This window comes from Streptococcus sp. HMSC068F04, assembly GCF_001837455.1.
Lineage (GTDB): Bacteria > Bacillota > Bacilli > Lactobacillales > Streptococcaceae > Streptococcus > Streptococcus salivarius_D.
Window position 1 is genome coordinate 40,796 of record NZ_KV832502.1, and the last position, 22,985, is coordinate 63,780.

The window sequence follows — 22,985 nt, forward strand, 5'->3', positions numbered from 1 at the left end:
TATTTTTACATTTACAAAGATTCCCAACTATGTTATCATGAATTTAGTAATTTTACTAAATCTCAAAAAGGATCATTTTTATGAAAAGAAAACAATTATCTGGAAAGCGCATCGGCATTGTTTTTGGAACTTTCGCTCCAATGCACGTTGGACACGTTGACCTCATTATCAAGGCAAAACGCGCTAATGACAATGTTCTCGTCATCGTAAGTGGCAGCAACACACAAGAAGATCGTGGGACACGCGCAAGCCTATCACTCAATCGACGTTTCCGTTATGTTCGAGAAGTCTTCTATGATGATGAATTAGTCGTTGTGGATAAACTAGACGAAGCTGGGATGCCAGCCTATCCAGAGGGCTTTAATCGTGTCAAAGAGCTTATCGCTAAGAATACGGATGAGCCTGAAAAGATTACCTTCTATGTTGGAGAACCAGAGTATGTGACTGAGCTCAATCGCTATTACCCTCAAGCCCAGGTAGAACTCATTGAACGTTCTATTATCAATATCTCTGCTACTGAGATTCGCGACAATCCGATGGAAAATTGGCGTTTTATCACCAAGCCTTTCCGTCGCCACTTTACTCGCAAGGTCCTTGTTGTGGGCTCTGCTAGCGGTGGAAAGACTACTCTTGTTAAGGATTTGGCTCGCACTTACAATGCTCCCTGCTCTCTGGAATATGCTAGGGAATATCAAGAAAAGTATAATGTACGAGATGACGAGTTAGATACCAACGACTATGTTCACCTCCTAACAGATCAATATGCCCAGACCTCTGATATCATTGACAAAGGGCAACACTCAGGACTTATCTTTGCGGACACCAATTCCACAGTCACTAAGGTCTATATTGACTACTATTTGAAAGAAAACATCTCCCAAGAAGAGTTCGACATGTTGGATCGCCTCTATCAGGTAACTCAGGCCCGTGAAAAGTGGGATTTGATTTTTGTGATCCTGCCAAAATCAAACTATGTAGATGATGGTTTCCGTGACATGACTATGGCTGATAATCAAACACGTGACTGGTTTACCCAGCACCTCCTAGACCTCCTATCACCATTCAAGGATAAAATCGTTATTTTAGGGGAAAATAGCAATAGCGACAGCTTCTTTTCAGATAACTACCATCACGCCAAGAAGGCAATCAAAGAGCGTTTACACATCGAGATTTAGAAGACTGATGTAAAGCAATCATCATTTGCACTTACAATAAATAAAGGAGGAAACCTATGACTAAAACCTTCGAAAACTCTGGTAGTGAAAAGGAATTTTTGGACATCTATAGGCGAGAGGAAGTGGATAAGTACGTTAAGCCCTCAGTGACCGTTGACTCTGTCATCTTCCGCTATTATGAAGGAAGAGTCCAAACCTTACTTATCAAGCGAAAAAACCATCCCTTCATGGGGAAATACGCCCTCAGTGGTGGCTTCGTTCAGGAGCAAGAAGATCTCAATCTAGCTGTATGTCGCGAAGTACAGGAAGAAACATCTGTTAAACTCAATCCTGACCACATTGAGCAACTCATTACAGTGGGAACACCTTATCGGGATCCTCGAATATGGACCATTACAGTGGCTTATCTCTGTTTTATGACCTTTAATGACATTCAAGTGGAAAAGGCTGCCGACGATGCCGCGTCTACGCATTGGTTAGACATCGCCATGGTAGACGGTCGACTGCAACTTGTTGATGGCGATAAGACACTGTCACATGATGACCTCGCCTTTGACCACTGGGAAATCCTCTTAACAGCTATGGAACGTATCAAGGGACGACTCGAATACTATCCAACTATCCTTTCCATTATGCCCGAAGAAAACACCTTGACCACCTACCGTCAACTTTTTGGTACCTTTAATGAAGACTACCTCAAGATGGATTCCACAAATTTCTTGCGCCGCTTTAAACACCTCTTCCAAAAAACCGGTCGTCAGGTAGCTACGAGAACCAGAAAGGCTGCCACCTACACTTATCACATCAAGCCACTCTAAATTAGGTCTTTGTTTGACAATTTGATACTTACATAGTAGTATTAAGAAAAATTAATAAGAGGTATCCTATGAAAAGTTTTACATTGATTAGTGGAATTCTCATTACACTCTTGGGTGTCTTTTTCTTCGCTAATCCTACAAACCTTCTTGCCATCGTTGGTTGGCTGTTTGCCCTGGTGATGCTCATATCTGGTGTTTCAAGTCTCATGGTTTATTTTAAACGAGATAACGAAAACCGCTCCTTCTTCCAACTGCTTCAGAGTATCATTTCCATTGTTTTTGGGATTATTTTGCTATCAACATCAGCCTGGGTGCTCTCAGGTGTAGCTGTAACCATTATCGCTTGGTGGCTTCTTGTCTCAGCCTTTACACAAGGTTTTCAAGCTCATCGCCAACGTCAATTCGGCTTCTCAGGACAACCTGCCCTGTCAATCGCCTTAATTTGTCTGGTATTTGGGCTCTTGCTCTTTAGTGCTCCGTTTTTCTCAGCCTTTCTTATTGGGCGCTTGGTAGCTTCCTTAATTATCTTTACGGGTGTTTCAGTCCTTTCCTTTTCATTCCGCTTGTGGTAAGAAGAAACCAAACACTACATAAACATAAAAAAGCCTTGCAAATGCAGGGCTTTTGTCATACTTTGATTACTAAAGAGCTTATCCCTCTAGCTCACTCAAATACTCATAGCGTTCATACTTTTCAAGTAGGGTTTCGTTAGCAGCATCCAAATCACGTTGAAGGGTAGCTAACTGTCCATAATCGCTAGCATTTTCAAGCATAGCTGCTTCAATCTCTTCGATCTTAGCTTCAAGGTCAGCAATCTCATCCTCGATGGTCGCCCACTCTTGTTTTTCAAAGTAGCTCATGCGTTTTTTGTCTTCTTTGACTTTCTCGACTTTAACGCTAGCTTGCTCTTTTTCCTTCTCTAGGAGGGCTGATTGCTCTTGTAAGAAGGCTTTTTCATCAAGGTAGTCAGTGTAGTTACCAAAGAACTCTCGCACGCCACCCTCTTCAAAGGCTAGAATCTTATTAGCTACCTTGTCCAAGAAATAGCGGTCGTGACTTACGGTAACGACAGGGCCGCCAAAACCATTAAGGAAGTTTTCCAAAACCGTCAAAGTTGCAATGTCCAAATCATTCGTCGGCTCATCCAAGAGCAGAACGTTAGGCTTTTCAATCAGAATCTTAAGTAGATAAAGACGTTTCTTTTCCCCACCAGAGAGCTTGGCAATCTGTGTCCCATGGGTAGAACGAGGGAAAAGGAATTGCTCCAAGAGCTCTGTAATACTGGTTGTTCCAACCGTTGTCTTAACTTCATCTGCAACTTCTTGCAAGTAGTTAATGACACGCTTGCTCTCATCCATATCTTTAATTTGCTGTGAGAAATAACCAATACGTACCGTCTCACCAATATCTAGGACACCAGCTGTAGGCACAAGGTCACCATTAATCAGATTGAGCAAGGTCGATTTCCCGACACCATTATCCCCAACAATACCGATACGATCACGATTTTGCATGATAAGATTGAAATCACTGAGAATTTGCTTGCCATCTTCATAAGCGAAATCGACATGCTCGAAGTTCACTACCTTCTTACCAATACGGCTGGTCTCAAAGTTAATTTCAAGATCGTCATTATTGACCGTTTGATGAACCTCACCCTTAAGATCCTTAAAGCGATTGATACGAGCCTGTTGTTTGGTTGCACGTGCCTGTGGTTGCGTTCGCATCCATGCCAACTCCTGCTTATAGAGTTGCTTTTTCTTGTGAAGGGCTGCTGCATTTCGTTCATCTTGTTCGGCCTTTAGACGCACATAGTCTTGATAATTCCCTTGATATTCAATCAGATTAGCCTGGTCTAACTCAAAGATACGTGTGGCTACATTGTCCAAGAAATAACGGTCGTGGGTAATAAAGAGTACCGTTTTTTTAGAAGACTTGAGAAAATTCGTCAACCAAGCAATAGTATCAATATCCAAATGGTTGGTTGGCTCATCCAAGAGCAGGAGATCTGCATCATTCAAGAGAACCTGAGCCAACTGCACACGACGACGAAGACCACCTGAGAGGTCCCCGACCTTTTGCGAGAGGTCTGACAATCCCAACTTAGATAAGACTGTCTTGACCTCGCTCTCAATGGACCAAGCATCTAGACTATCCATCTCAGCCATAACCTTCTCCAAGCGAGCCTGATTCTCCTCAGAATAATCTGACATAAGGGTTTCATATTCACGAATCAAAGCCATCTCACGAAGGTCTGATGACAAGACCGTATCAAGCACTGTCTTGCTATCATCAAATTCTGGCTCCTGAGTCAAATAAGCAATCTTATAGCCATTAGCCTTAGTGAAAGGTGACACATCACCATCAAAACCAATACGCTCAGAGACAACATCTAGCAAGGTTGTCTTACCTGTCCCATTGACACCAATAATCCCAATACGATCCAAATCATGGATAATAAATGAAATCTCTTTAAAAACAGTCTTGTCTCCAACGGACTTGGTTAATTTTTCAACAATAAAATCTGACATCTTACTTCCTTCTTACAAATAACACCGCTACGGATCCTACGCATGCTCTGTAGCGGTGTGTCATTTTTATAACGTCCGTAGACTTATTTCATAGCTTGAACAAAGGCCATAATAGCTTCCTTGTCATTAGCTAGTTTCCCATCAACGATGGCATTTTCAATGGCTTTAAGTGCACGTCCAAGGTCCGGACCAGGTTTGAATCCTAGCTCCTTCATCAGCGTGCCACCATTCACAACGATTTCGTGCTTATCATGGATGAGCAACTGACCATCCAAATCGGCAATACGCTCATAATCAACGTCCAAGCCCTGGGCCTGCCTCAAAGTCTCAGCCGCCTCTAAGAGCTCTTTACCATACTGATAAACATCTTGTTTAGTCACGGCTCTCTCCAAACGGAAATTGAAAATCTCAATCAAGGACTGAACTGTCTTTTGGAAATTAACAGACGTCTTCCATTTTTTAAGGAAAGAGCGTGGATTATCATGCTTGAGAGCCAAAAGAGTTGCCGCCCAAGCCTGTTCAGAACTTGTAAATCTAAAGTCCTCCACATAGTCTGCCACAAAAGACTGCCATTCTTCAGCAGTTTCTTGAAAATCCGGAAGGTACTGATAAGCCTTAGTCGCTAGAAGCGCCTTGATTCCTTTTTTCCAATGTGGTGCCAAAAGCAACTTATCGAACTCGATGAAACTTCGCTCAATCGAAATCTTTTCCAGAAGCGGGCCATGGCTGGTCATAGCCTGAAAAGTTTTTTCTTCGATATCAAAGTCTAAACTCGCGGCAAAACGTAGCCCTCGCATGATACGAAGGGCATCCTCGTTAAAGCGTTCCTCAGCCTTACCAACAGCCCTCAAAACACGGTTGTCCAAATCAGCAAGACCATCGAACTTATCGATAATCTCAGCATTTTCATTGAGAGCAAAAGCATTGACTGTAAAATCACGACGTTTGAGGTCTTCTTCCAATGAACGCACAAAGGACACGCTAGACGGACGACGGTAATCTACATAGACGTCCTCTGTTCGGAAGGTCGTCACCTCATACTCACCGCCATTTTCCAAAACCAAAACGGTCCCATGCTCAATACCGATATCCACCGTACGCTCGAAGATCTGCTTGGTCTCCTCAGGATATGAAGATGAAGCGATATCTACATCATGAATGGGACGGTTAAGAAGGGCATCACGTACCGAACCACCAACAAAGTAAGCCTCAAAACCCGCAGCCTTAATCTTCTCTAATATTGGTAAAGCCTTCTGAAACTCAGAAGGCAAATAACTTAATCTCATAGTAAATGTTCCAAACCATAAACAAGCTGAGCACGTTTAACCACTTCTTTAATACCGAGGTTAACGCCACCCATAAAGGAAATACGATCATAAGAATCATGACGCAAGGTCAAGCCTTCTCCTTGGCCACCAAAGATAACCTCTTGGTGAGCCACAAGTCCGGGCAAACGTACACTGTGAATACGGAAACCATCAAACTCAGCACCACGTGCTCCAGCAAGTGTTTCCACCTCATCCTCAGCACCTTGACGTTTTGTTTCGCGAACCTCACGGATAAGTTCAGCTGTTTTCACCGCTGTACCTGAAGGCGCATCTTTTTTCTTGTCATGGTGAAGCTCAATGATTTCAAGATCTGGGAAATATTTACTAGCTTCTGCCGCAAACTTCATAAGAAGGATAGCACCAATAGCAAAGTTAGGTGCAATCAAACCACCAATAGACTTGTCTTTAGAAAGGTCTGTCAATTCCTGAATTTGTGCTTCAGTAAATCCTGTGGTACCCACAACTGGTGCAAAACCATTCTCCAAAGCAAAACGAGTATTTTCATAGGCAACAGCTGGCATAGTGAAATCCACCCAGACATCTGCGTCAAAGCCAACCAAACCCGCTTTATCTGTGAAGACAGGAACACCGTCCACTTCTTTTTCTGTCGCAAATGGGTCAAGCAAGGCAGCCAAAGTCAATTCGTCATCTCCCTTGACCATTTCAACCGCAGTTGAACCCATTCTTCCTTTAAATCCAGCAACAATAACTTTAATAGACATGTTATTTTCCCTCTCTATTGATCTTAATCATAGACAAGCCCATCCCAGATGGATAGTACTTATTTGGTAAATTTAGGTGTTAGACCTAGTACTAGCGCTCCTTCACCCAAGTGTGTCGCAATTACAGCACATAAGGATACCACTGTTGAAACGCTAATTCCCTCTGCTTCTAGCTGCCTTTTAAAATCTTCAGCTTTTTCAGGAGCATTCGTGTGAAGAATACTAAGTTCCATTTCACGATTTTCCTCAGCTAGAGCAACCAAACGTTTCACAGCTTTCTTCTCTGTACGCACCTTTTCAAAAACAACGATTTTTCCTTCGTCATTAAAATTCAAAATAGGTTTGATAGACAAAAGATTTCCTAAAATCGCCGAACCATTCGACAAACGGCCACCCTTAACCAGATGATTAAGATCATCCACAAGAATATAAGCCGTCGTTTGATCAACTTGTTCCTCAAGCTTCTTCAAAATGCTCTCAAAAGACATCCCTTGGGCTGACCAATGCAAAACGTTTCTCACCATGGCTCCCATAGGAGCTGCTGTGATTTTTGTATCAGGAAAAGCAATCTTCAACTTGGCATGGTCCTCAATCAAAATCTGACTATTGGCCCAAAAACCAGAGATTCCTGAAGAAAGGAAAAGCCCAATGACATGGGTATAACCTTTCTCCTCCAACTCCGTAAGCAAGTTATCCAAGTCAGCTAGATTAGGTTGCGACGTCTTGAGCAGTTCCTCAGAGTTTGCCATTTGCGCATAAAACTGATTGACATCCAAGTTTTTTCCTTCAACAAAAGGCTGCCCCTCAATGATGACCGGAATATCTAAAACATAAACATCAGCATGGCCCTGAATTTCAGCAGGGAGATTAACCGATGAATCCGTAATAACTGCAAGAGACATCTTAGAACTCCAAATTGATACCTGGACGATCCAAGGCAATTTCAGTTACTTCATAAGTCAAACGTTGAAGCGTATCCAAGAGCGGTGCAGCCAAGGCTTCTGCTTCTTCTTGTGAGAAGTCTTTTGGTTCATTGACGATACGGTTTTGAATGTGGTCCATTTGAGAAACAATCCCTGAGATAACAAACTCATCACGGACAATCATAAATTGCAAAACAGCTACAACAGACGTATTGTTAGCTTCTTCATCTTTATTGTGCAACTGGAAAGTTACTTCAACATTTGTTTTAGGAACACCATTCTCTTTTTCCCACTCATGGTTACGAACATCATAGTGGTAACGGTTAACAAATACTTTTTCGCGAATTAAATCCATTAGTCATATTCTCCTTGATACAATTACTCTTTATTATAGCATAAATATGCTTTATTATGGGAATATTATTGACAGAAAAATGAGTATTTAGACTGATTTTGACAGCGATAATAATCACTAGAAAAGTAGGAGCTTTGATTTAGGACTAAGACTACTAAAATAAGGCTCCTTCATCAGAAGAGAGCCCTTATATTGCCAGCTAACAGTCTCTTAAAGAATGTTTCTGCTGTCCCTTTTCATCAAAATTCTCAGGAGCTAGCCAATTCTCAAATCGTTTCTTAAGTGCTGGCCACTCACTCTCAATAATCGAGAACCAGTCCGTATCACGGCTACGTCCCTTATAGATAGCATGGTTACGAAAACGCCCCTCATAGGTGAACCCTAAACGCATGGCAGCATTGGCAGAAGGACGGTTAAGACTATCACATTTCCACTCATAACGACGATAGTTAAGATCTTCAAAGACATATTTCATAAGCAGGTATTGAGCTTCTGTGGCTGCTCTAGTCTTTTGTAAAGCAGGTGCCAAAATCACTCGACCCATCTCAACACTACGATTTTTCGGCGTAATAGCCATAAGTGAAAAGGTTCCTAGAACCTTACCTGAAGCCTTATCCCTGATAGCAAAGAAATAAGGATTCTGGGATTGCTCATAATCCTCCAAACACTGACGTACAGCTTCTTCAGATTCAAAAGGATCCGCATACATATAGGTCCAATCAGAAAGAATCTGATTAGTAAAGTAAAAGTCTAAAATGTCCTCATAATGCTCTGCCACCGTCAAATGTTCAACGCTACAATAACGACCTTCTAATAGGGCAACATCTGGCATCTTACCTGGACTAGCATCCGCTAGACTTGGCCCCACTTCTTGTTGGTAGTGATTTAAAGGCATAGGATTCTCCTTTTTTCATAAAGAAAAGCCTACACAAAAGTGCAGACTTTAGCTTAATTATTTAGCAACTGGGTATACAGATACTTGTTTTTTGTCGCGACCTTTACGTTCGAAACGTACAACACCTTCAACTTTAGCGAAGAGTGTATCGTCACCACCACGGCCTACGTTTACACCTGGGTAGATGTGTGTACCGCGTTGACGGTAAAGGATTGATCCACCTGATACAGTTTGTCCATCAGCTGCTTTAGCACCAAGACGTTTAGCTTGTGAATCACGACCATTGGAAGTAGAACCCCCACCTTTTTTGTGGGCGAAAAGTTGCAAGTTTTCAAGAGTTTTCAACATAAGATTGTGTCCTTTCTTAGTGATTAGTCGCTAACTTACGCGTTGATAGCGTTGATAACAACTTTTGTATAAGGTTGACGGTGACCTTGTTTACGGTGGCTACCTTTTTTAGGTTTGTATTTGAAAGTAACAACTTTCTTTTGTTTACCTTGTTTTTCGATAGTTCCGACAACAGTAGCTCCCTCAACAACTGGAGTACCTACTACAGTTTTATCACCACCGACAAGAACAACTTCGTTAAAAGTTACTTCTGATCCTGCTTCAGCGTTGATTTTTTCAACGTAGATTGCTTGACCTACTTCAACTTTAACTTGTTTTCCACCAGTTTTGATGATTGCGTATGTGCTCATGATGCACCTCCTATTAAGATTTTTAATGTGTCTGAGGTTTCCCTCTGTGAAGACTCGCCTAGTACTGCGGGGACGAACCCACTTGCAAACAGTAGTCGTGCGGTTGCACAGGACGTGCATTTAGTCAACGTTACAATTCTATCATTTTTTCCCTCTAATGACAAGAGAAAAAGTTATTTTGATTATTCTTATTCTGCTCATTGATATTTAGCCAAGTAATGATTCCCCTACTCAACCCTTATACCATATTTTCCTAAGAAGGTCTTAGCTAGATCCTGCTCTAAATCAGCTAAACAAAGGCTCCTATCCGTTGTCAAAATTTGATAGCGTTCAGTCCCCTCGAAATAGAAGTGATTCAATAACTGATAGCCATTTCGCTCATAAAATGCCAAACGTTTTAAGCGCTGATTACGATTAGAAGCATCCTTCTCATCCATGGGTTCAATCGTAAGAACACACGGTCGTACCCCTGCTTCTTTCTTAATTTGTGCCAAAATCTGACTGCCATATCCCTGAGATTGTTTACTTTCCTCAACTGCAAGAAAAAGTAGGTAGACCAGGTTGTCAGTATAAATGGCATAGGTCAAGCCAACGAAGACTTCTTGATCAAAATAGGCCAAGAAAGATTGTCCTCTTTTCAAGCTGTTCCAAGACAATTGCCAGAGTGGGAGACGCTCCTCCACAGGAAAAGCCGCTTCATAAAGTGAAGCGACCTTCTTAAATGTTGGTGTCAGAGGATAAATGTTACGAACCTCTAATGTCATTTTCCTAACCAATAACCTTCTTATAATCTTCTGGTGTTGCTACATGAGCGTGCTCACGTTGGCGATCAAGCAAGTGACTAAGGAAGTCACGGTTGCCCAAGGCTTCTTTAAGCGTTTGCTTAAATTGCCCAGCATTCATTGGTGAGAAGATGTTACTTGGCGCGGTATATTCAGGACCATGGCTAGTGTTCGTAAAGGCAAGGATAAGCAAGTTATTTTCAAAGGCAGCACGTGTCGCTGACAAGATTTCATTTTGATGGTTAATATCCAAGTAGAAATCAGCTTCCTTATAAAGACGCTTAACCTGCTCTGTCGTAATATTAGGATAGAGACTAACATTACTATATTTAGCCAAATCCATCAAGCGACTTGACATTTCTGTGATTGCCCCAACATGATAGTGCATTGTAGGCACTTCACTGACAATGCTTTCCAAATGTTCAATCTGGTCTGAGTTGGTCAAGATAAGCGCTTGATTTTGGAAGTTGTTCTGACGGGCAAATGGATACATGAAGCCAAGGAAGGCCACGCGAGAAGCTTGCTCTGGACTAACCAACTTTAGAAGATTCGTATAAGCTGTGTAATCTTGTACAACAATCTTAGTCTGACGATGGTTGCTCTCAAGAAGCAGACGCATATTCCCAGGAACTGAATCAGTGATAGGTTCTTGCCAGAAGAGAACATCTTGACCAGAATTTGGAAGATTCATAGTTGTCAAGAAAGGTGTCGCCAATGAGTTGTATAGAATACGACTCAAATCATAACCAGCTTCTTTAAGATAGAAGACGACAAATTCAGATTTGTTTTTGAAAATGTAGACCTTGTCTTTCCAATTCAAGATAACGTCTTTAGTCAAATGGTTGATGACGATAACTTCCTTGTTGTCTGGAGTGAAATAGCTCGTAATGGTCGCTTCTTGCTTAACATTGTAGGTTGTTTGTGAGAAACGGTAGCCCTTGTTATTGTAGCGTTCAGTCACGCGCAAGCGTCCTGACTCATCATACCAGTCCACTGCTTTAACCAGACGTTGGTGAGCAGGATGCGCATAATGAATATGACCACGTTTCTTATCAAAACGGAAGATTTCCGCATTGCTATTCGTTCCTATAATTTCCCAGTAGTCAGGCACAGGGACCTGATTAAAGTAAAGTGCAGAACCTTGAACCTTGTCAAAACCAGTGAAATAAAGGTAGGGTGAGGTCACATCACTAGGCAGAAAGCCATCATCTGAAAGACAAACTGTTGTATTTACATAGCCAGCGACAATCAGTGAGTAATGGAGATCCCAACTACCCTGACTATAGTTTTCAAATAAATTAATCATGACTAGTCATCTCCTTTACTAAGTTAAGCCACTTCTGCTCGATTTCCTCTGTCAAAAAGCCTTTGGCAATATCATAAGAGACTTGATGAACATGATCCAAATCTGAGCGATTGAAGAAGGCTACAATTTTCTCTGCCAAGGCAGCCACGATAGCAGGCTCATCATCTTTTTCAAAACGAGGAATGAGGTACCCATTTTCATTATCCTTGATAAAGGTTTGGTTCCCATAACGAACATCAAAACCAATCATACCTAGACCAGATCCCACGGCTTCTAGAAGTGTCAAACCAAACCCTTCACTCTTAGAACCTGATAGGTAAAGTTCGTAGTCCTTGTAGACTTCTGTTAAGTCTTGGTGACCTTTAAGGTGGATATAATCCTGAGCTTGATTTTCCTCGATAATGGCCTTAAGTTTGGCTTCTTCAGCACCTGTTCCATAGATATCAAAGTTTACTTGCGGCAGACTTTCTTTAGCCTTAACGACAGCCTTGGCCAACCAGTCCACGTGTTTTTCATTGGCCAAACGTGAGGCTGTGATGATTGAGAATGGTTTACGCTCTCCTTCAGGCTTTCTCAGTTTATCCACACTTCCCACAGGGATGGTTACGATATGAGGTGTAAATGGTGTGTATTTATTGAACTGGTCTAGCATAATGCTGCGTTGACGCTCTGTCGCTGTGATAAAGAAATCAACCTTATCTGCATTGCTGAATTGGTACTCGTAGAAGTTATTCCATAAAATAGTCTTGTCTGTCACAGCATTTTCACTAAAGTGCTCTGCATGAACCACAACCCCAAGCTTAGCAGGTTTGGTGTTACGGAAAACAGCTTGTCCCGTACCAGTTGCACGGTCCAAGATGACGGTATCTTGGTCAGTTAGACCAAGTTGAGACATGAAGTAGGCGATAAATTCATGCTTAGATGACAAAATCTTATCTGGAAAACGGAAGACACTATCCTTACCATCAACAATTTCATCATAAGCAACACTACCATCCTCATTGAAGAAACGGCGTTGATAGAGGTGAGCCTTATTGTCTACCGGTGTGTAGTACTCCGTGAACATCTTAGTATAAGAGTAAAAGTCTTTACGGATTAAGCAACCACGCGATACTTTTTCCACACGGTGAACGATGTCTTCACCCTCTTTACGCAAGTAGGCTGCATAGAAGATATCTTCCTTGGCACAAAAGAGCTTAACCACTTTACCATTAATCTCACGACGCGTGATGTCATAAGGAATTTCCTTTTCCAAATCCTTGACCGTATAGGTCGTTGGAGCAATTTTTAGGTCTGTAAAATAGCTGTAGAGCCAGATGATATCTTCATCCGCAAACCCCATGTTACGGGTCAAATCAGAAAGATTGTCCTGCAAGAACATATCCATAAAGACAAATTTGGCCTTAATACCTGTGTTTTTGAAAATTGTAGAACGATAGGCCTGGGCGTACTCAACACCACTTGATGCCCAACCGATTCCTAAATTGATGTTATAAACAGTCATGTATTTTCCTTTCTGGGTAAAAGTTCAACATCGACATTTCTTTTTCGACATACCTAACTCTAGTAGCAGCTAAGCACTACTATGTTAGTACTGTATCCTCCTAGACTAGAGCAAGTCTTCGATAAGTGTATCCACTTCGTCTTGCGCCTCTTCAATAGGTGTGATTTCAGTCACCATGATTCCTGCAACCGCACGTTCAACCAAGGCGTCAACATCCATACGACGTTCATATTGTTCGACATTTTTGATTTTTGGATTAGTCTTTGGACGGTCAGGTGCAAAGATAGTACAGCAATCCTCAAAAGGTTGGATGGAGATGTCAAAGGTATCAATTTTTTGTGCCAAATCAATGATTTCCAACTTGTCCATAGTGACAACTGGACGAATCACTGGCGTACATGTGACAGCATTAATCGCCTGCATAGACTCCATAGTCTGACTGGCAACCTGACCAAGACTCTCACCGTTGATAATCACAAGGCCTCGGCGTTCTTCACGAATGCGGTCAGTAATACGCATCATGAAACGACGGGTCAAGGTCATCAAATAAGCTTCTGGCGCTTTTTCTTTGATTTCCTCTTGAATTTCAGTAAATGGTACTTCGATGAACTGAATATTACCACCAAATTTAGTCAACTTACGGGTCAAATCTTGAGCCTTTTTAAGAGCTCCAGGGCTAGTGTAAGGAGGACTTGCAAAGTGGACAGCTTCAATATCTACGCCACGTTTAAGGGCAAGATAGCCTGCCACTGGCGAATCAATCCCACCTGAAAGCATGAGCATTCCTTTACCAGCAGTACCTACAGGTAGACCGCCTGCTCCTTTGATTTCCTCGTGAGAAATATAAGCCGCCTCAGCACGAATTTCTACCTTAAGGTTGACATCTGGTCCCTTCATCTGAGCCTTAATGTCAGGCAATACATCAAAAACTGCATTTCCTAAAGTAAGATTGAGCTCACGACTGTCGAGAACAAAGTCATGGTCACTACGTTTAGCAGTTACTTTAAAAGTAAGACCATCACGATAGAGTCCAGTCATAATGTCTTGAACAGCTTTTTTCAAAACCTCGACATCTTTTTCAAACTTGTAAACAGGACTAAAGGCTTGAATACCAAAAATTTGCTTCAAAGACTCTGCTACTGGCTCGTAGTCTGTATCATTGAGGTAGATATGTCCACGGTCTCGATCAAAAGTCACTTTAACTTCTGGATAGATGGATAGGACATCTTTAATATTATTTCTAAGTTTATTGATAAAGCGCATACGGTTCTTGCCCTTAGTAGACAATTCACCATAGCGAACCATAATTTCTGAATATGTTAGTGTCATTCCTTTTCCTTTTAAATGTGAATTTAGTTTTATTGTTTAATCGATTAAATCTTGCTATCTCACTTTTTGTGTCTTGGCGTAGACCTGCTTGAAAATCGTGAGGAACTGTTCCACCTGTCCCATATCATTGTCATCATCAAGACTGATACGAACAGCTGTTTGAGCTAACTTAGTCGGTACACCCATAGAAATAAGGGTTCCCGCTGGTTTACCCGCCTTAGATGAACATGCTGATGTCGTTGAAATATAGATTTGATGCTCTTCAAAAGCGTGGACAATAACTTCACCTCGAACACCCTTGATTCCAAAGGTCAAAATATTGGGAGCAAAGTCTTCACCCTCACCTGAGAAAATAGTAATATCCTCGTACTTAGCCAATTCGTCAAAGATAATCTTTTTCATCTTGGCAATTTTAGGAAGAGAAAATTCCTCTTTGTCAGTGACCAAGCGCAAGGCCTTGGCCATACTCGCAATCCCAGCAACATTTTCAGTAGTTGAACGAAAATCTTTTTCTTGACCACCACCGGTTAAGAGTGGCGTAATCTTTTTCCCTGCCTTTTTGTAGACAAAACCGACACCACGAACAGCATGAAACTTGTGACCAGAAAAAGTTGCAAAATCTACACGATCAGTTAAATAGGACGATACTGGAATCTTTCCAATAGCCTGGACAGCATCCACATGGAAAGATATGGTAGGCTCATTAGCCAAGAGATCTGAGATGGCTTGAATAGGTTGGATTGATCCGATTTCATTATTAACAGCCATAACCGAAACCAAGATCGTGTCAGGGCGTAATAATTCAGCAAGAGCTTCAACATCCACAAACCCTTGCTCATTTACTGGTGCATAAGACACCTCGAAACCATGCTCTGAAAGCCATTTGGCAGATTCTTTTACCGCAGGGTGTTCAATATCAGAAACAATGATGTGTTTGCCGTAAGGCTCTTTTTCGAAAGCTACACCTTTGATGACCCAGTTATCACCTTCGGTTCCTCCAGACGTAAAGAAAATCTCATCGGCTGATTTTCCAATGAGTTCCGCAACTTGCTTACGAGAAGCCTCCAAAATACGTGTCGCAGATGTTCCTAATTGGTGTAGGCTGGATGGGTTCCCAAAAATTTTAGTAGCCACTTCTTGATAGGTTCTAAGTGCCTCTGGATAAGGCACCGTCGTGGCTGAATTATCAAAATAAATCATGATTTTTCCTCGATTTTTATTTACTATTTATTATAGCATAATTTTTTTAGCAATTTTTGCGAGAAAATCATATAATAGAAAGTACGAAATATTTTTAAGGAGAGCATCATGTCTGAAAATTACTCACGCCGTAATCATTCATCAAAAGAAGAAAAAAAATCTGCCCCAAATGTGACTGAACACGTTACAAAAGGCTTCACTGCCTTCCAAAAAGTCCTTACTGCCGTCGGGACAATTTTGTCAATCATCGTGGCTTCAATCACCATCATGAATTTCACAGCCTCTAAAAATAAGGACACTTCTGATTCATCAGCCAATCAATCAACTGTAGTCATCAAAGAAGGCAATAATAAGACTCAAGAATCAAGTGCTACCTCATCTAGTTATGGCAATGCGACTGATTCAGAAACAGAAACAAGTAGCCAAGCAGGAACTAACACCTATTCGTCATCTGCAGATACAACAAAGGGTGGCAATACGACTACCTCTTCATCAGTAGCTACTGCAGATACAACATCTGGCAATGCGACTACTGGTGGCGCAACAACTGGTGATGCCGCTTCTAACTAAAACATATAAAAGGCTAGGAAACCCTGCCTTTTTTCTATAATCCTATGAACTATACAGAAACTCTAAATTTTATCCATTCTTTCAAGGGCAATGGCCGTCGCCCTCAACTCGAACGTATGCGTTGGCTCTTGAAACAAGCCGGAAATCCTCAGACTCACTTTCCAACGGTGCATATAGTCGGGACCAACGGTAAGGGATCAACAACTAGCTACCTACAAAATATCCTAATAAAGTCAGGCTATCAGGTCGGGACTTTCACCTCCCCTTATATCACTCGCTTCAACGAACGTATTAGCATTAACGGCACAGAAATCCCTGATAAAGATTTGATTAGCCTTGTTGCGAAAGCTCAGGTTCTACTCGATGATTTAGAAGAGCACACTGCTTTTGAGCGACCAACGGAATTTGAATTGGTCACCTTACTCATGTTCCTCTACTTTGACCTTAAACAGGTTGATATGGCTATCATTGAAGCTGGAATTGGTGGACGCCTTGATTCGACCAATGTTCTTTCGCCAGAGCTTGTCATCTGTACTTCGATTGGCTTTGATCACACTGAGACCTTGGGCGATAGCCTTTTGGACATTGCCAATCATAAGGCAGGCGTCATGCGAGAAAACACACCTATCTTACTTGGTCGTGTCTCTGCAGAAGTTGAACATTTCTTCAACCAAAAATCACATGACCTACAAGCTCCTTTAGCCATCATTGATAGGGAAATTCAGCTGCTTCCGAAAGACAATCGAACGATCCAAATTTCTTATGACCATTGGGAAAGTCCAAATCTTAAACTTCCAATGTTAGGGCAGCATCAAGAAAACAATGCTGGGCTAGCTGTCACTGCTGCCCATATCCTAGCTCAAACATTTTCTAAGATTACCGATAAGAGCATCCAAGAGGGGATTGAAGAGACGCATTGGCCTGGTCGTAGTGAGTGGATAGGAAATAACATTTATCTAGATGGTGCTCATAATCCTCAAGGAATTGCCAGCTTAAAGCAGGTACTAAAAGATAACTTCGCTAATCGTAGGGTACACATCCTCTTTGCAGGACTTAGACGAAAGCCTTTGGCAGACTTACTAGAGGAATTGAAAGATTATGATATAACGGTAACCAGCTTTGACTTTTTTGAGGCACTGCCCTTGAATGACTATCCCAAAGACTTCAAACGTGTAGCCGACTATAGAGACTGGCTAGCACAAGCTGAATCAGCAAATCCTGATGACTTATTTGTTGTCACTGGATCTCTTTACTTTATCTCAGAAGTAAGAAACTACTTAATTAAATAAAATAAGGCCTGAAGGCCTTTTTTATTTAGACAGTCTATAGCTTTACACAAAGTGTAGGCTGCTATTTGAACACAAAGAAAAGTCTGAAACTCTCAGTTAACAGACTTCACTTTTCTATCGCATCGTTACAAATTCTTCTGAACCTGTTGGATGAATGGTTTCCATGGCCAAAAAGGCTATGGAAATTCGCAAGGGAATCCCTTGCGATTACTTTCAATTGAAGCCATTCAGACACAAAGAAAAGTCTGAAACTCGCAGTTAACAGACTTCACTTTTCTATCGCATCGTTACAAATTCCTCTGAGCCTGTTGGATGAATGGCAACCGTATTATCAAAATCAGCCTTAGTTGCTCCCATCTTAATAGCCACAGAGAAACCTTGAATCATCTCATCAACACCATAGCCAATACCGTGAAGACCGATGATTTTTTCATCCTCACCAAGCGTTACTAATTTCATGGTTGAAGGCTGACGATTGTCTCCAAGGGCCGTATACATTGGTGTGAAACTAGATTTATAAACCTTAATATTCTCTGCACCATACTTAGCGATTGCTTTTTCTTCAGTCAAGCCAACAGAACCAATAACTGGATGGCTAAAGACCACGGTGGCTACATCAGTGTAATCAAGCTTAGCATCAGCTTTATTGTTGAAGAGTCGCTCTGACAATTGACGTCCAGCCTTGACTGCAACTGGTGTCAAATCAAGTTTACCAGTCACATCGCCAAGGGCATAGATTCCAGGAACAGATGTATTTTCAAACTCATCCGAATAGATTGTTCCTTTTTCAGTCAATTTAACACCTGTCTTTTCAAGACCAAAACCAGAAGTGTTGGCTGCGCGTCCAATAGCCCAGATTAAGCAATCAACTGTAATCGTCTCTCCATTATCAAAACTAATGGTTAAGGAATCATCTGCATTCTTCACTACCTCTGTCGCATTAGCATGCGTATGGAGGGTTGGACCAGATTTAGCCATTTCATCAACTAAAACATCAACGATATCCTTATCAAAGGTACGCAATGGACGATCTTTACGCACAAAGAGGTGTGTGTCACTTCCAAGAGCGTTGAGAACACCAGCAACCTCAACAGCGATGTAGCCAGCACCAATGACAGCTGTACGTTTTGGCACCTCATCTAGCTCAAAGAAACCATCGGAGGTAATCCCATATTCACTACCTGGAATGTTTGGATAAAGGGCGTGACCACCAGTCGCAATAAGGATATTGGGTGCTGTATAACGCTCACCCGCTACTTCAACCGTATGAGGGTCAACAAATCTTGCATACTCGTATACACGTTCAACGCCATTGTTATCAAAACCACGCTCATAAGAACCATGGATACGGTCAATATAAGCCTGACGATTGGCCTTAAGCGTTGCAAAATCAAACTTATTAATCGTCACATCAAAACCGTACTCACCTGCATAACGGTGAAGGGTTTCGGCAACCTGAGCACCATACCACATGACCTTTTTAGGCACACAACCTACATTGACACAGGTACCACCGACCTCTTTTCCTTCAAAGAGAATAACCTTAGCACCATGCATGGCAGCACGATTGGCACTGGCAATACCACCAGAACCACCACCAATGACAATATAATCGTATTCTTTTACCATATTTTACCTCTTATGTTTCTTTATACAGCGTATTAGCTACTAGATAAGCCATTTCTGCCTATACTTTATCATAAAATAGGTACCCTGACAAAAATCTGCTACGACACAAAAACAATCCCGTCACAACGAGATTGTTTTGTCATATCTTATTTATCAAGTGGTTTGCGGAGGAATCCGAAGAGGATACCTGATACCACAGCACCAATCAAGATGAAGAGAAGGTAGAGAAGGGCATTTGATGTGAGGGCAATAACGAAGATACCTCCGTGTGGTGCCATCAATTTGATTCCTGCCATACCTACAAGAGCACCTGTAAGAGCTGAACCGACGATAAAGCTTGGGATAGCGCGTGCTGGGTCAGCTGCACCAAATGGGATCGCACCTTCAGTGATGAATGAAAGTCCCATAACAATGTTTGTCAAACCAGAGTTGCGTTCTTCTTCAGTGAATTTATCTTTAAACAAGAGTGTTGCTACAAATACTGCCAACGGAGGAACCATACCAGCTGCCATAACTGCTGCCATAACAACTGAACCACCTGAAGTTACTGTTGCTGCGAGAGTACCTGTACCAAAGACATAAGCTGCTTTGTTGACTGGTCCACCCATATCCACTGCCATCATACCACCAACAAGGAGACCAAGTAGTACGGCTGAGCTTCCTGACAAGCTTGACAAGAAGTTATTAAGACCAGTATTAATGGCTGCCATTGGGATATTTACTGCCAACATCAAGAAACCAGTGGCAAATACACCAAGAAGTGGCAAGAGCAAGATAGAACGGATTCCTTCAAGGGCACGTGGAATACCTGCCAAGAGTTTACGAAGAACAAGGATAACACCACCTGCAAGGAAACCACCAACAAGAGCTCCAAGGAAACCTGAAGATACGCCAGCAAGGGCAAGGGTTGCTTTACCACCTGAAGCAAATGGAACACCACCAAAGGCTGCACCACTTGAAGCAATAGCACCAGCTACGAAACCTGATACCAAACCTGGTTTTTCAGCGATAGAGTAAGCAATGTAACCTGCAAGTACTGGAAGCATGAAGCCAAAGGCAGCGCCACCAATTGCCTTGAATTGAGCAGCAATTTCATGGTAAGAACCAAGTTGTGACAATTGATCTTTAGGAACACCCATGATTTGGTCAAGCAAGAAGGCAAGCGCAATCATGATACCACCACCGATAACGAATGGAAGCATTTGTGATACCCCACTCATCAAGTGTTTATAGAAGGCACCACCAAGGCTCAATTTCTCACTTGATTCTTGAACAGCTCCAGCATTTTCAGCGTGGAAGACTTCAGCTTTTCCATCCAAGATGTTTTGGATTAATTCTTGAGGTTGACGAATACCTGCAGCGACTGGTTTAGAAAGCAATTTTTTACCATCGAAACGTGCTGTTTCAACTGCCTTGTCTGCTGCTACGATAACACCTACAGCCTTACTGATTTCTTCAGCAGTCAAAGGTGTTCCGACACCTGAAGCACCGTTAGTTTCAACACGAACATTGACACCCATTTCTTCACCTGTTTTAATGAGTGATTCTTCAGCCATGTAAGTGTGAGCAATACCAGTTGTACAAGCTGTTACAGCTACGATAAGTGGTTTATCGCTTGAAGCTGCTTCTTTAACAGCTTGTGCTTTCTTAGCTTCCTCAGCTTGTGCTTCTTCTTCACCCGTATTGAAAGCAGCAATCACTTCATCTGGAGAAGTCACCTTACGCAAACGATCTGCAAAACCATCTTGCATAAGGTATTTTGACAACTCAGCAAGGGCTGCCAAGTGAGTGTCATTTGCTCCCTCTGGAGCAGCAATCATAAAGAAGAGGTCTGTAGGTTGACCATCAAGTGATTCGTAATCTACACCTTTATTAGATTTAGCAAAAAGTACTGTTGCTTCTTTTACTGCAGCATTTTTGCTGTGCGGCATAGCGATTCCATCACCCAAACCAGTTGATGTTTGTGCTTCACGAGCCATAATACCTGCTTTGAAAACATCAAAGTCAGTCACAACACCATTGTCAACCAAGCTGTTAATCATTTCATCGATAGCAGCTTCTTTTGTAGTTGCTTGAAGGTCAAGCAACATTACTTTTTTGTTCAGTAAATCCTGAATTTTCATAGTTTTTCTACCTCTACTTTATTGTATGTTTCTTTAATAAATTCAATTGTCGCTAAGTCATCTGAGAAGGCTGTAGATGTTCCACACGCTACTCCCCACTTGAGAGCCTCAATCGGATCACCTGATTTTACAAACTCACCAGTGAAACCAGCAACCATCGAGTCACCCGCACCAACAGAGTTTTTAACTGTTCCCTTGATTGGTTTAGCAAAGTAAGCAGCCTCTGGTGTGACAAGCAGAGCTCCATCACCTGCCATTGAGATGATAACGTTCTGTGCACCCTTAGCAAGGATTTCACGCGCATATTTTTCAACATCAGCCAAACCATTAAGTTTGACATTGAAAATAGCTTCTAACTCATGGTTATTTGGTTTAACCAAGAGTGGTTGGTAAGCTAAGGAATCAAGCAAGGTTTGACCTTCAAAGTCACAGACAACCTGTGCACCTGTTTCACGCACTAGTGGAATCAATTTGTTGTAGACCTTGTTCCCAAGATTGCTTGGTGCTGATCCAGCAAAAACAACCACATCATCGGCACTTACACTTGAAAGAACTGCTTCCAATTCAGCCAATTGGTACTCATTAATGACAGGTCCTGCACCGTTAATTTCAGTTTCTTGGTCAGCCTTGATTTTAACATTAATACGTGTGTCTTGATCCACAGCTACAAACTTGGTTTTAATGCCCTCTGCATCCAAACCATCTGTCACAAAACGTCCTGTAAAACCACCGATGAAGCCCGTTGCAGTATTATCAACACCTAAACGTTGCAAAATACGACTAACATTAATACCCTTACCGCCAGCGAACTTATCATCACTCTCCATACGGTTAACTTCACCAATCTCTACTTTATCGATACGAACAATGAAGTCGATTGATGGATTCAGCGTTACAGTATAAATCATACTTCAATAACCCTCGTTTTCTCTTTTAATTCTTGTAGGAGCTCTTCTTCCGAAGCGTTTGTAATTATGGTTACTTTCTCGACCTCGGCTACCTTAGCATAGGTAATCTGACCAAGTTTAGAGGCATCAGCTAGAACATAGGCTTTTTGCGCATTAGCTATAACCGTCCGTTTGATAACTGCCTCTTCCATGTCTGGTGTGGTGAAATAATTAGCATCAACGCCATTAGCACCAATGAAAGCACAATCAAAATTCAGTTGTCTGATTTGCTCTTGAGCAGTACTTCCAATAGAGGCATCCGTTGAATGTTTAACCTTTCCTCCAACAATCCTAGTGCTAACACCAAGATCTACCAACTTAACCGCATGATGGATAGAATTAGTCACAACCGTTACCTGACGATTGGCCAAATGTGGAATCAAAAGTTCATTTGTTGTACTAGCCTCAAGAAAGACGACATCACCTTCCTTAATCAAATCGGCAGCATAACCAGCTAACTGAGCCTTTTCTTTAACGTTTCTAATAGCTTTTTGACTATTGGCAATTTCTTCCTTTAGACCATGAATGCTTTCAGCACCACCATGAACACGCTTAAGTTGGCCATCTGCCGCTAACTCGTCCAAGTCGCGACGAATCGTCGACTCGGAAGTATCACTTAACAAAACAGTTAGGTTTTCCAAAGTGACAAAACCATCTTGTTTCAACTGAGACAAGATAATCTGCTTACGTTCAGACTTTAGCATAATCTCTCCTTCTGTAATCGTTTACAAAGTCTATTATACTAAATTTTTAATAACTGTCAACTAAAAACAGTCAAAAAAAATCAAAATATTTCATTATAAAACACTAATCTGCCAAAATGACGCAATTTGATAAGAAAGTTCTTACATTTTCAAAAAA

At 41.7% G+C, this 22,985-nt stretch carries 22 protein-coding genes and 1 other annotated feature; of the genes, 5 read left to right on the forward strand and 17 right to left on the reverse strand.

The features are described 5' to 3' along the window. The first annotated feature begins 80 nt into the window (after nt 1-80). The 3 genes from HMPREF2571_RS06225 (at nt 81) to HMPREF2571_RS06235 (ending at nt 2,565) form a co-directional block, all read left to right on the forward strand. Nucleotides 81-1,175 (forward strand): AAA family ATPase, encoded by a 1,095-nt coding sequence (locus HMPREF2571_RS06225; protein WP_013990125.1) that lies wholly within the window; start codon nt 81-83, stop codon nt 1,173-1,175. Nucleotides 1,176-1,231: 56 nt separating this feature from the next. Further along, the gene (locus HMPREF2571_RS06230) at nt 1,232-1,993 is read left to right on the forward strand and encodes an NUDIX domain-containing protein (protein WP_013990124.1); all 762 of its coding nucleotides are present in this window, start codon (nt 1,232-1,234) and stop codon (nt 1,991-1,993) included. 68 nt (nt 1,994-2,061) lie between these two features. Next, nucleotides 2,062-2,565 (forward strand): HdeD family acid-resistance protein, encoded by a 504-nt coding sequence (locus HMPREF2571_RS06235; RefSeq protein WP_013990123.1) that lies wholly within the window; start codon nt 2,062-2,064, stop codon nt 2,563-2,565. A 78-nt stretch (nt 2,566-2,643) separates the two neighbouring features. On the opposite strand, the gene HMPREF2571_RS06240 is transcribed toward HMPREF2571_RS06235, so the two are convergent. From HMPREF2571_RS06240 to HMPREF2571_RS06300, 13 genes are all read right to left on the reverse strand, one after another. Next, nucleotides 2,644-4,524, reverse strand: coding sequence for an ABC-F family ATP-binding cassette domain-containing protein (locus HMPREF2571_RS06240; protein WP_070847445.1), 1,881 nt, complete (start codon nt 4,522-4,524; stop codon nt 2,644-2,646). Nucleotides 4,525-4,607: 83 nt separating this feature from the next. Further along, nucleotides 4,608-5,810, reverse strand: coding sequence for a CCA tRNA nucleotidyltransferase (locus tag HMPREF2571_RS06245; RefSeq protein ID WP_013990120.1), 1,203 nt, complete (start codon nt 5,808-5,810; stop codon nt 4,608-4,610). Beyond that, nucleotides 5,807-6,574: a 4-hydroxy-tetrahydrodipicolinate reductase gene (gene dapB / locus HMPREF2571_RS06250; protein WP_013990119.1), complete on the reverse strand. Its 768-nt coding sequence runs from the start codon at nt 6,572-6,574 to the stop codon at nt 5,807-5,809. The genes HMPREF2571_RS06245 and dapB overlap by 4 nt, the downstream gene beginning before the upstream one ends. A gap of 59 nt (nt 6,575-6,633) precedes the next feature. After that, nucleotides 6,634-7,476 (reverse strand): DegV family protein, encoded by an 843-nt coding sequence (locus HMPREF2571_RS06255; RefSeq protein WP_013990118.1) that lies wholly within the window; start codon nt 7,474-7,476, stop codon nt 6,634-6,636. Between the two features lies 1 nt (nt 7,477). Then, nucleotides 7,478-7,852, reverse strand: coding sequence for a DUF1149 family protein (locus tag HMPREF2571_RS06260; protein WP_002885550.1), 375 nt, complete (start codon nt 7,850-7,852; stop codon nt 7,478-7,480). 199 nt (nt 7,853-8,051) lie between these two features. Further along, complete coding sequence (locus HMPREF2571_RS06265) at nt 8,052-8,747, reverse strand: GNAT family N-acetyltransferase (RefSeq protein ID WP_013990117.1); 696 nt, start codon at nt 8,745-8,747, stop codon at nt 8,052-8,054. Nucleotides 8,748-8,804: 57 nt separating this feature from the next. Continuing rightward, nucleotides 8,805-9,095, reverse strand: coding sequence for a 50S ribosomal protein L27 (gene rpmA / locus HMPREF2571_RS06270; protein ID WP_002885483.1), 291 nt, complete (start codon nt 9,093-9,095; stop codon nt 8,805-8,807). 35 nt (nt 9,096-9,130) lie between these two features. Further along, on the reverse strand, nt 9,131-9,445 hold the full coding sequence (gene rplU / locus HMPREF2571_RS06275; RefSeq protein WP_002885597.1) for a 50S ribosomal protein L21: 315 nt from the start codon (nt 9,443-9,445) through the stop codon (nt 9,131-9,133). A 40-nt stretch (nt 9,446-9,485) separates the two neighbouring features. Beyond that, nucleotides 9,486-9,560: a sequence feature (ribosomal protein L21 leader region), on the reverse strand. A 112-nt stretch (nt 9,561-9,672) separates the two neighbouring features. Beyond that, entirely contained in the window at nt 9,673-10,209 is a 537-nt protein-coding gene (locus HMPREF2571_RS06280) for a GNAT family N-acetyltransferase (RefSeq protein ID WP_013990116.1), read from the reverse strand. Between the two features lie 4 nt (nt 10,210-10,213). Beyond that, nucleotides 10,214-11,533, reverse strand: a complete 1,320-nt coding sequence (gtfB, locus tag HMPREF2571_RS06285; RefSeq protein ID WP_013990115.1) for an accessory Sec system glycosylation chaperone GtfB — start codon at nt 11,531-11,533, stop codon at nt 10,214-10,216. Beyond that, entirely contained in the window at nt 11,526-13,037 is a 1,512-nt protein-coding gene (gene gtfA, locus HMPREF2571_RS06290) for an accessory Sec system glycosyltransferase GtfA (protein WP_070847447.1), read from the reverse strand. The genes gtfB and gtfA overlap by 8 nt, the downstream gene beginning before the upstream one ends. Before the next feature lie 105 nt (nt 13,038-13,142). Next, on the reverse strand, nt 13,143-14,366 hold the full coding sequence (gene thiI, locus HMPREF2571_RS06295; protein ID WP_013990113.1) for a tRNA uracil 4-sulfurtransferase ThiI: 1,224 nt from the start codon (nt 14,364-14,366) through the stop codon (nt 13,143-13,145). A 54-nt stretch (nt 14,367-14,420) separates the two neighbouring features. Further along, the gene (locus tag HMPREF2571_RS06300) at nt 14,421-15,566 is read right to left on the reverse strand and encodes a cysteine desulfurase family protein (RefSeq protein ID WP_013990112.1); all 1,146 of its coding nucleotides are present in this window, start codon (nt 15,564-15,566) and stop codon (nt 14,421-14,423) included. Between the two features lie 108 nt (nt 15,567-15,674). On the opposite strand from HMPREF2571_RS06300, the gene HMPREF2571_RS06305 reads away from it, so the two are divergent. Beyond that, entirely contained in the window at nt 15,675-16,136 is a 462-nt protein-coding gene (locus tag HMPREF2571_RS06305; protein ID WP_013990111.1) for a DUF6556 family protein, read from the forward strand. A gap of 44 nt (nt 16,137-16,180) precedes the next feature. Beyond that, nucleotides 16,181-17,425, forward strand: coding sequence for a bifunctional folylpolyglutamate synthase/dihydrofolate synthase (locus HMPREF2571_RS06310; RefSeq protein ID WP_070847449.1), 1,245 nt, complete (start codon nt 16,181-16,183; stop codon nt 17,423-17,425). A gap of 276 nt (nt 17,426-17,701) precedes the next feature. On the opposite strand, the gene gorA is transcribed toward HMPREF2571_RS06310, so the two are convergent. The 4 genes from gorA to HMPREF2571_RS06330 all read right to left on the reverse strand — a co-directional run bounded on the left by gorA (nt 17,702) and on the right by HMPREF2571_RS06330 (nt 22,828). Then, nucleotides 17,702-19,054, reverse strand: coding sequence for a glutathione-disulfide reductase (gene gorA / locus HMPREF2571_RS06315; RefSeq protein WP_070579106.1), 1,353 nt, complete (start codon nt 19,052-19,054; stop codon nt 17,702-17,704). A gap of 146 nt (nt 19,055-19,200) precedes the next feature. Beyond that, a complete protein-coding gene (locus tag HMPREF2571_RS06320; protein ID WP_045769282.1) occupies nt 19,201-21,177 on the reverse strand; it encodes a PTS fructose transporter subunit IIABC in 1,977 nt (658 codons plus the stop codon). Further along, complete coding sequence (gene pfkB, locus HMPREF2571_RS06325) at nt 21,174-22,085, reverse strand: 1-phosphofructokinase (protein ID WP_002885581.1); 912 nt, start codon at nt 22,083-22,085, stop codon at nt 21,174-21,176. The genes HMPREF2571_RS06320 and pfkB overlap by 4 nt, the downstream gene beginning before the upstream one ends. Further along, on the reverse strand, nt 22,082-22,828 hold the full coding sequence (locus HMPREF2571_RS06330) for a DeoR/GlpR family DNA-binding transcription regulator (protein WP_070847450.1): 747 nt from the start codon (nt 22,826-22,828) through the stop codon (nt 22,082-22,084). Before HMPREF2571_RS06330 ends, pfkB begins: the two co-directional genes overlap by 4 nt. Between the last annotated feature and the right edge of the window lie 157 nt (nt 22,829-22,985).

Bases quoted from the DNA above. Each gene is read 5' to 3' on its own strand.
- gtfB (WP_013990115.1), bottom strand. From the start codon at position 11,533: ATGATTAATTTATTTGAAAACTATAGTCAGGGTAGTTGGGATCTCCAT.
- dapB (WP_013990119.1), bottom strand. From the start codon at position 6,574: ATGTCTATTAAAGTTATTGTTGCTGGATTTAAAGGAAGAATGGGTTCA.
- HMPREF2571_RS06300 (WP_013990112.1), bottom strand. From the start codon at position 15,566: ATGATTTATTTTGATAATTCAGCCACGACGGTGCCTTATCCAGAGGCA.
- HMPREF2571_RS06265 (WP_013990117.1), bottom strand. From the start codon at position 8,747: ATGCCTTTAAATCACTACCAACAAGAAGTGGGGCCAAGTCTAGCGGAT.
- HMPREF2571_RS06280 (WP_013990116.1), bottom strand. From the start codon at position 10,209: ATGACATTAGAGGTTCGTAACATTTATCCTCTGACACCAACATTTAAG.
- HMPREF2571_RS06255 (WP_013990118.1), bottom strand. From the start codon at position 7,476: ATGTCTCTTGCAGTTATTACGGATTCATCGGTTAATCTCCCTGCTGAA.
- HMPREF2571_RS06330 (WP_070847450.1), bottom strand. From the start codon at position 22,828: ATGCTAAAGTCTGAACGTAAGCAGATTATCTTGTCTCAGTTGAAACAA.
- HMPREF2571_RS06240 (WP_070847445.1), bottom strand. From the start codon at position 4,524: ATGTCAGATTTTATTGTTGAAAAATTAACCAAGTCCGTTGGAGACAAG.
- HMPREF2571_RS06225 (WP_013990125.1), top strand. From the start codon at position 81: ATGAAAAGAAAACAATTATCTGGAAAGCGCATCGGCATTGTTTTTGGA.
- HMPREF2571_RS06320 (WP_045769282.1), bottom strand. From the start codon at position 21,177: ATGAAAATTCAGGATTTACTGAACAAAAAAGTAATGTTGCTTGACCTT.
- HMPREF2571_RS06260 (WP_002885550.1), bottom strand. From the start codon at position 7,852: ATGGATTTAATTCGCGAAAAAGTATTTGTTAACCGTTACCACTATGAT.
- HMPREF2571_RS06245 (WP_013990120.1), bottom strand. From the start codon at position 5,810: ATGAGATTAAGTTATTTGCCTTCTGAGTTTCAGAAGGCTTTACCAATA.
- HMPREF2571_RS06230 (WP_013990124.1), top strand. From the start codon at position 1,232: ATGACTAAAACCTTCGAAAACTCTGGTAGTGAAAAGGAATTTTTGGAC.
- thiI (WP_013990113.1), bottom strand. From the start codon at position 14,366: ATGACACTAACATATTCAGAAATTATGGTTCGCTATGGTGAATTGTCT.
- gtfA (WP_070847447.1), bottom strand. From the start codon at position 13,037: ATGACTGTTTATAACATCAATTTAGGAATCGGTTGGGCATCAAGTGGT.
- rplU (WP_002885597.1), bottom strand. From the start codon at position 9,445: ATGAGCACATACGCAATCATCAAAACTGGTGGAAAACAAGTTAAAGTT.
- HMPREF2571_RS06235 (WP_013990123.1), top strand. From the start codon at position 2,062: ATGAAAAGTTTTACATTGATTAGTGGAATTCTCATTACACTCTTGGGT.
- pfkB (WP_002885581.1), bottom strand. From the start codon at position 22,085: ATGATTTATACTGTAACGCTGAATCCATCAATCGACTTCATTGTTCGT.
- rpmA (WP_002885483.1), bottom strand. From the start codon at position 9,095: ATGTTGAAAACTCTTGAAAACTTGCAACTTTTCGCCCACAAAAAAGGT.
- gorA (WP_070579106.1), bottom strand. From the start codon at position 19,054: ATGGTAAAAGAATACGATTATATTGTCATTGGTGGTGGTTCTGGTGGT.
- HMPREF2571_RS06305 (WP_013990111.1), top strand. From the start codon at position 15,675: ATGTCTGAAAATTACTCACGCCGTAATCATTCATCAAAAGAAGAAAAA.
- HMPREF2571_RS06310 (WP_070847449.1), top strand. From the start codon at position 16,181: ATGAACTATACAGAAACTCTAAATTTTATCCATTCTTTCAAGGGCAAT.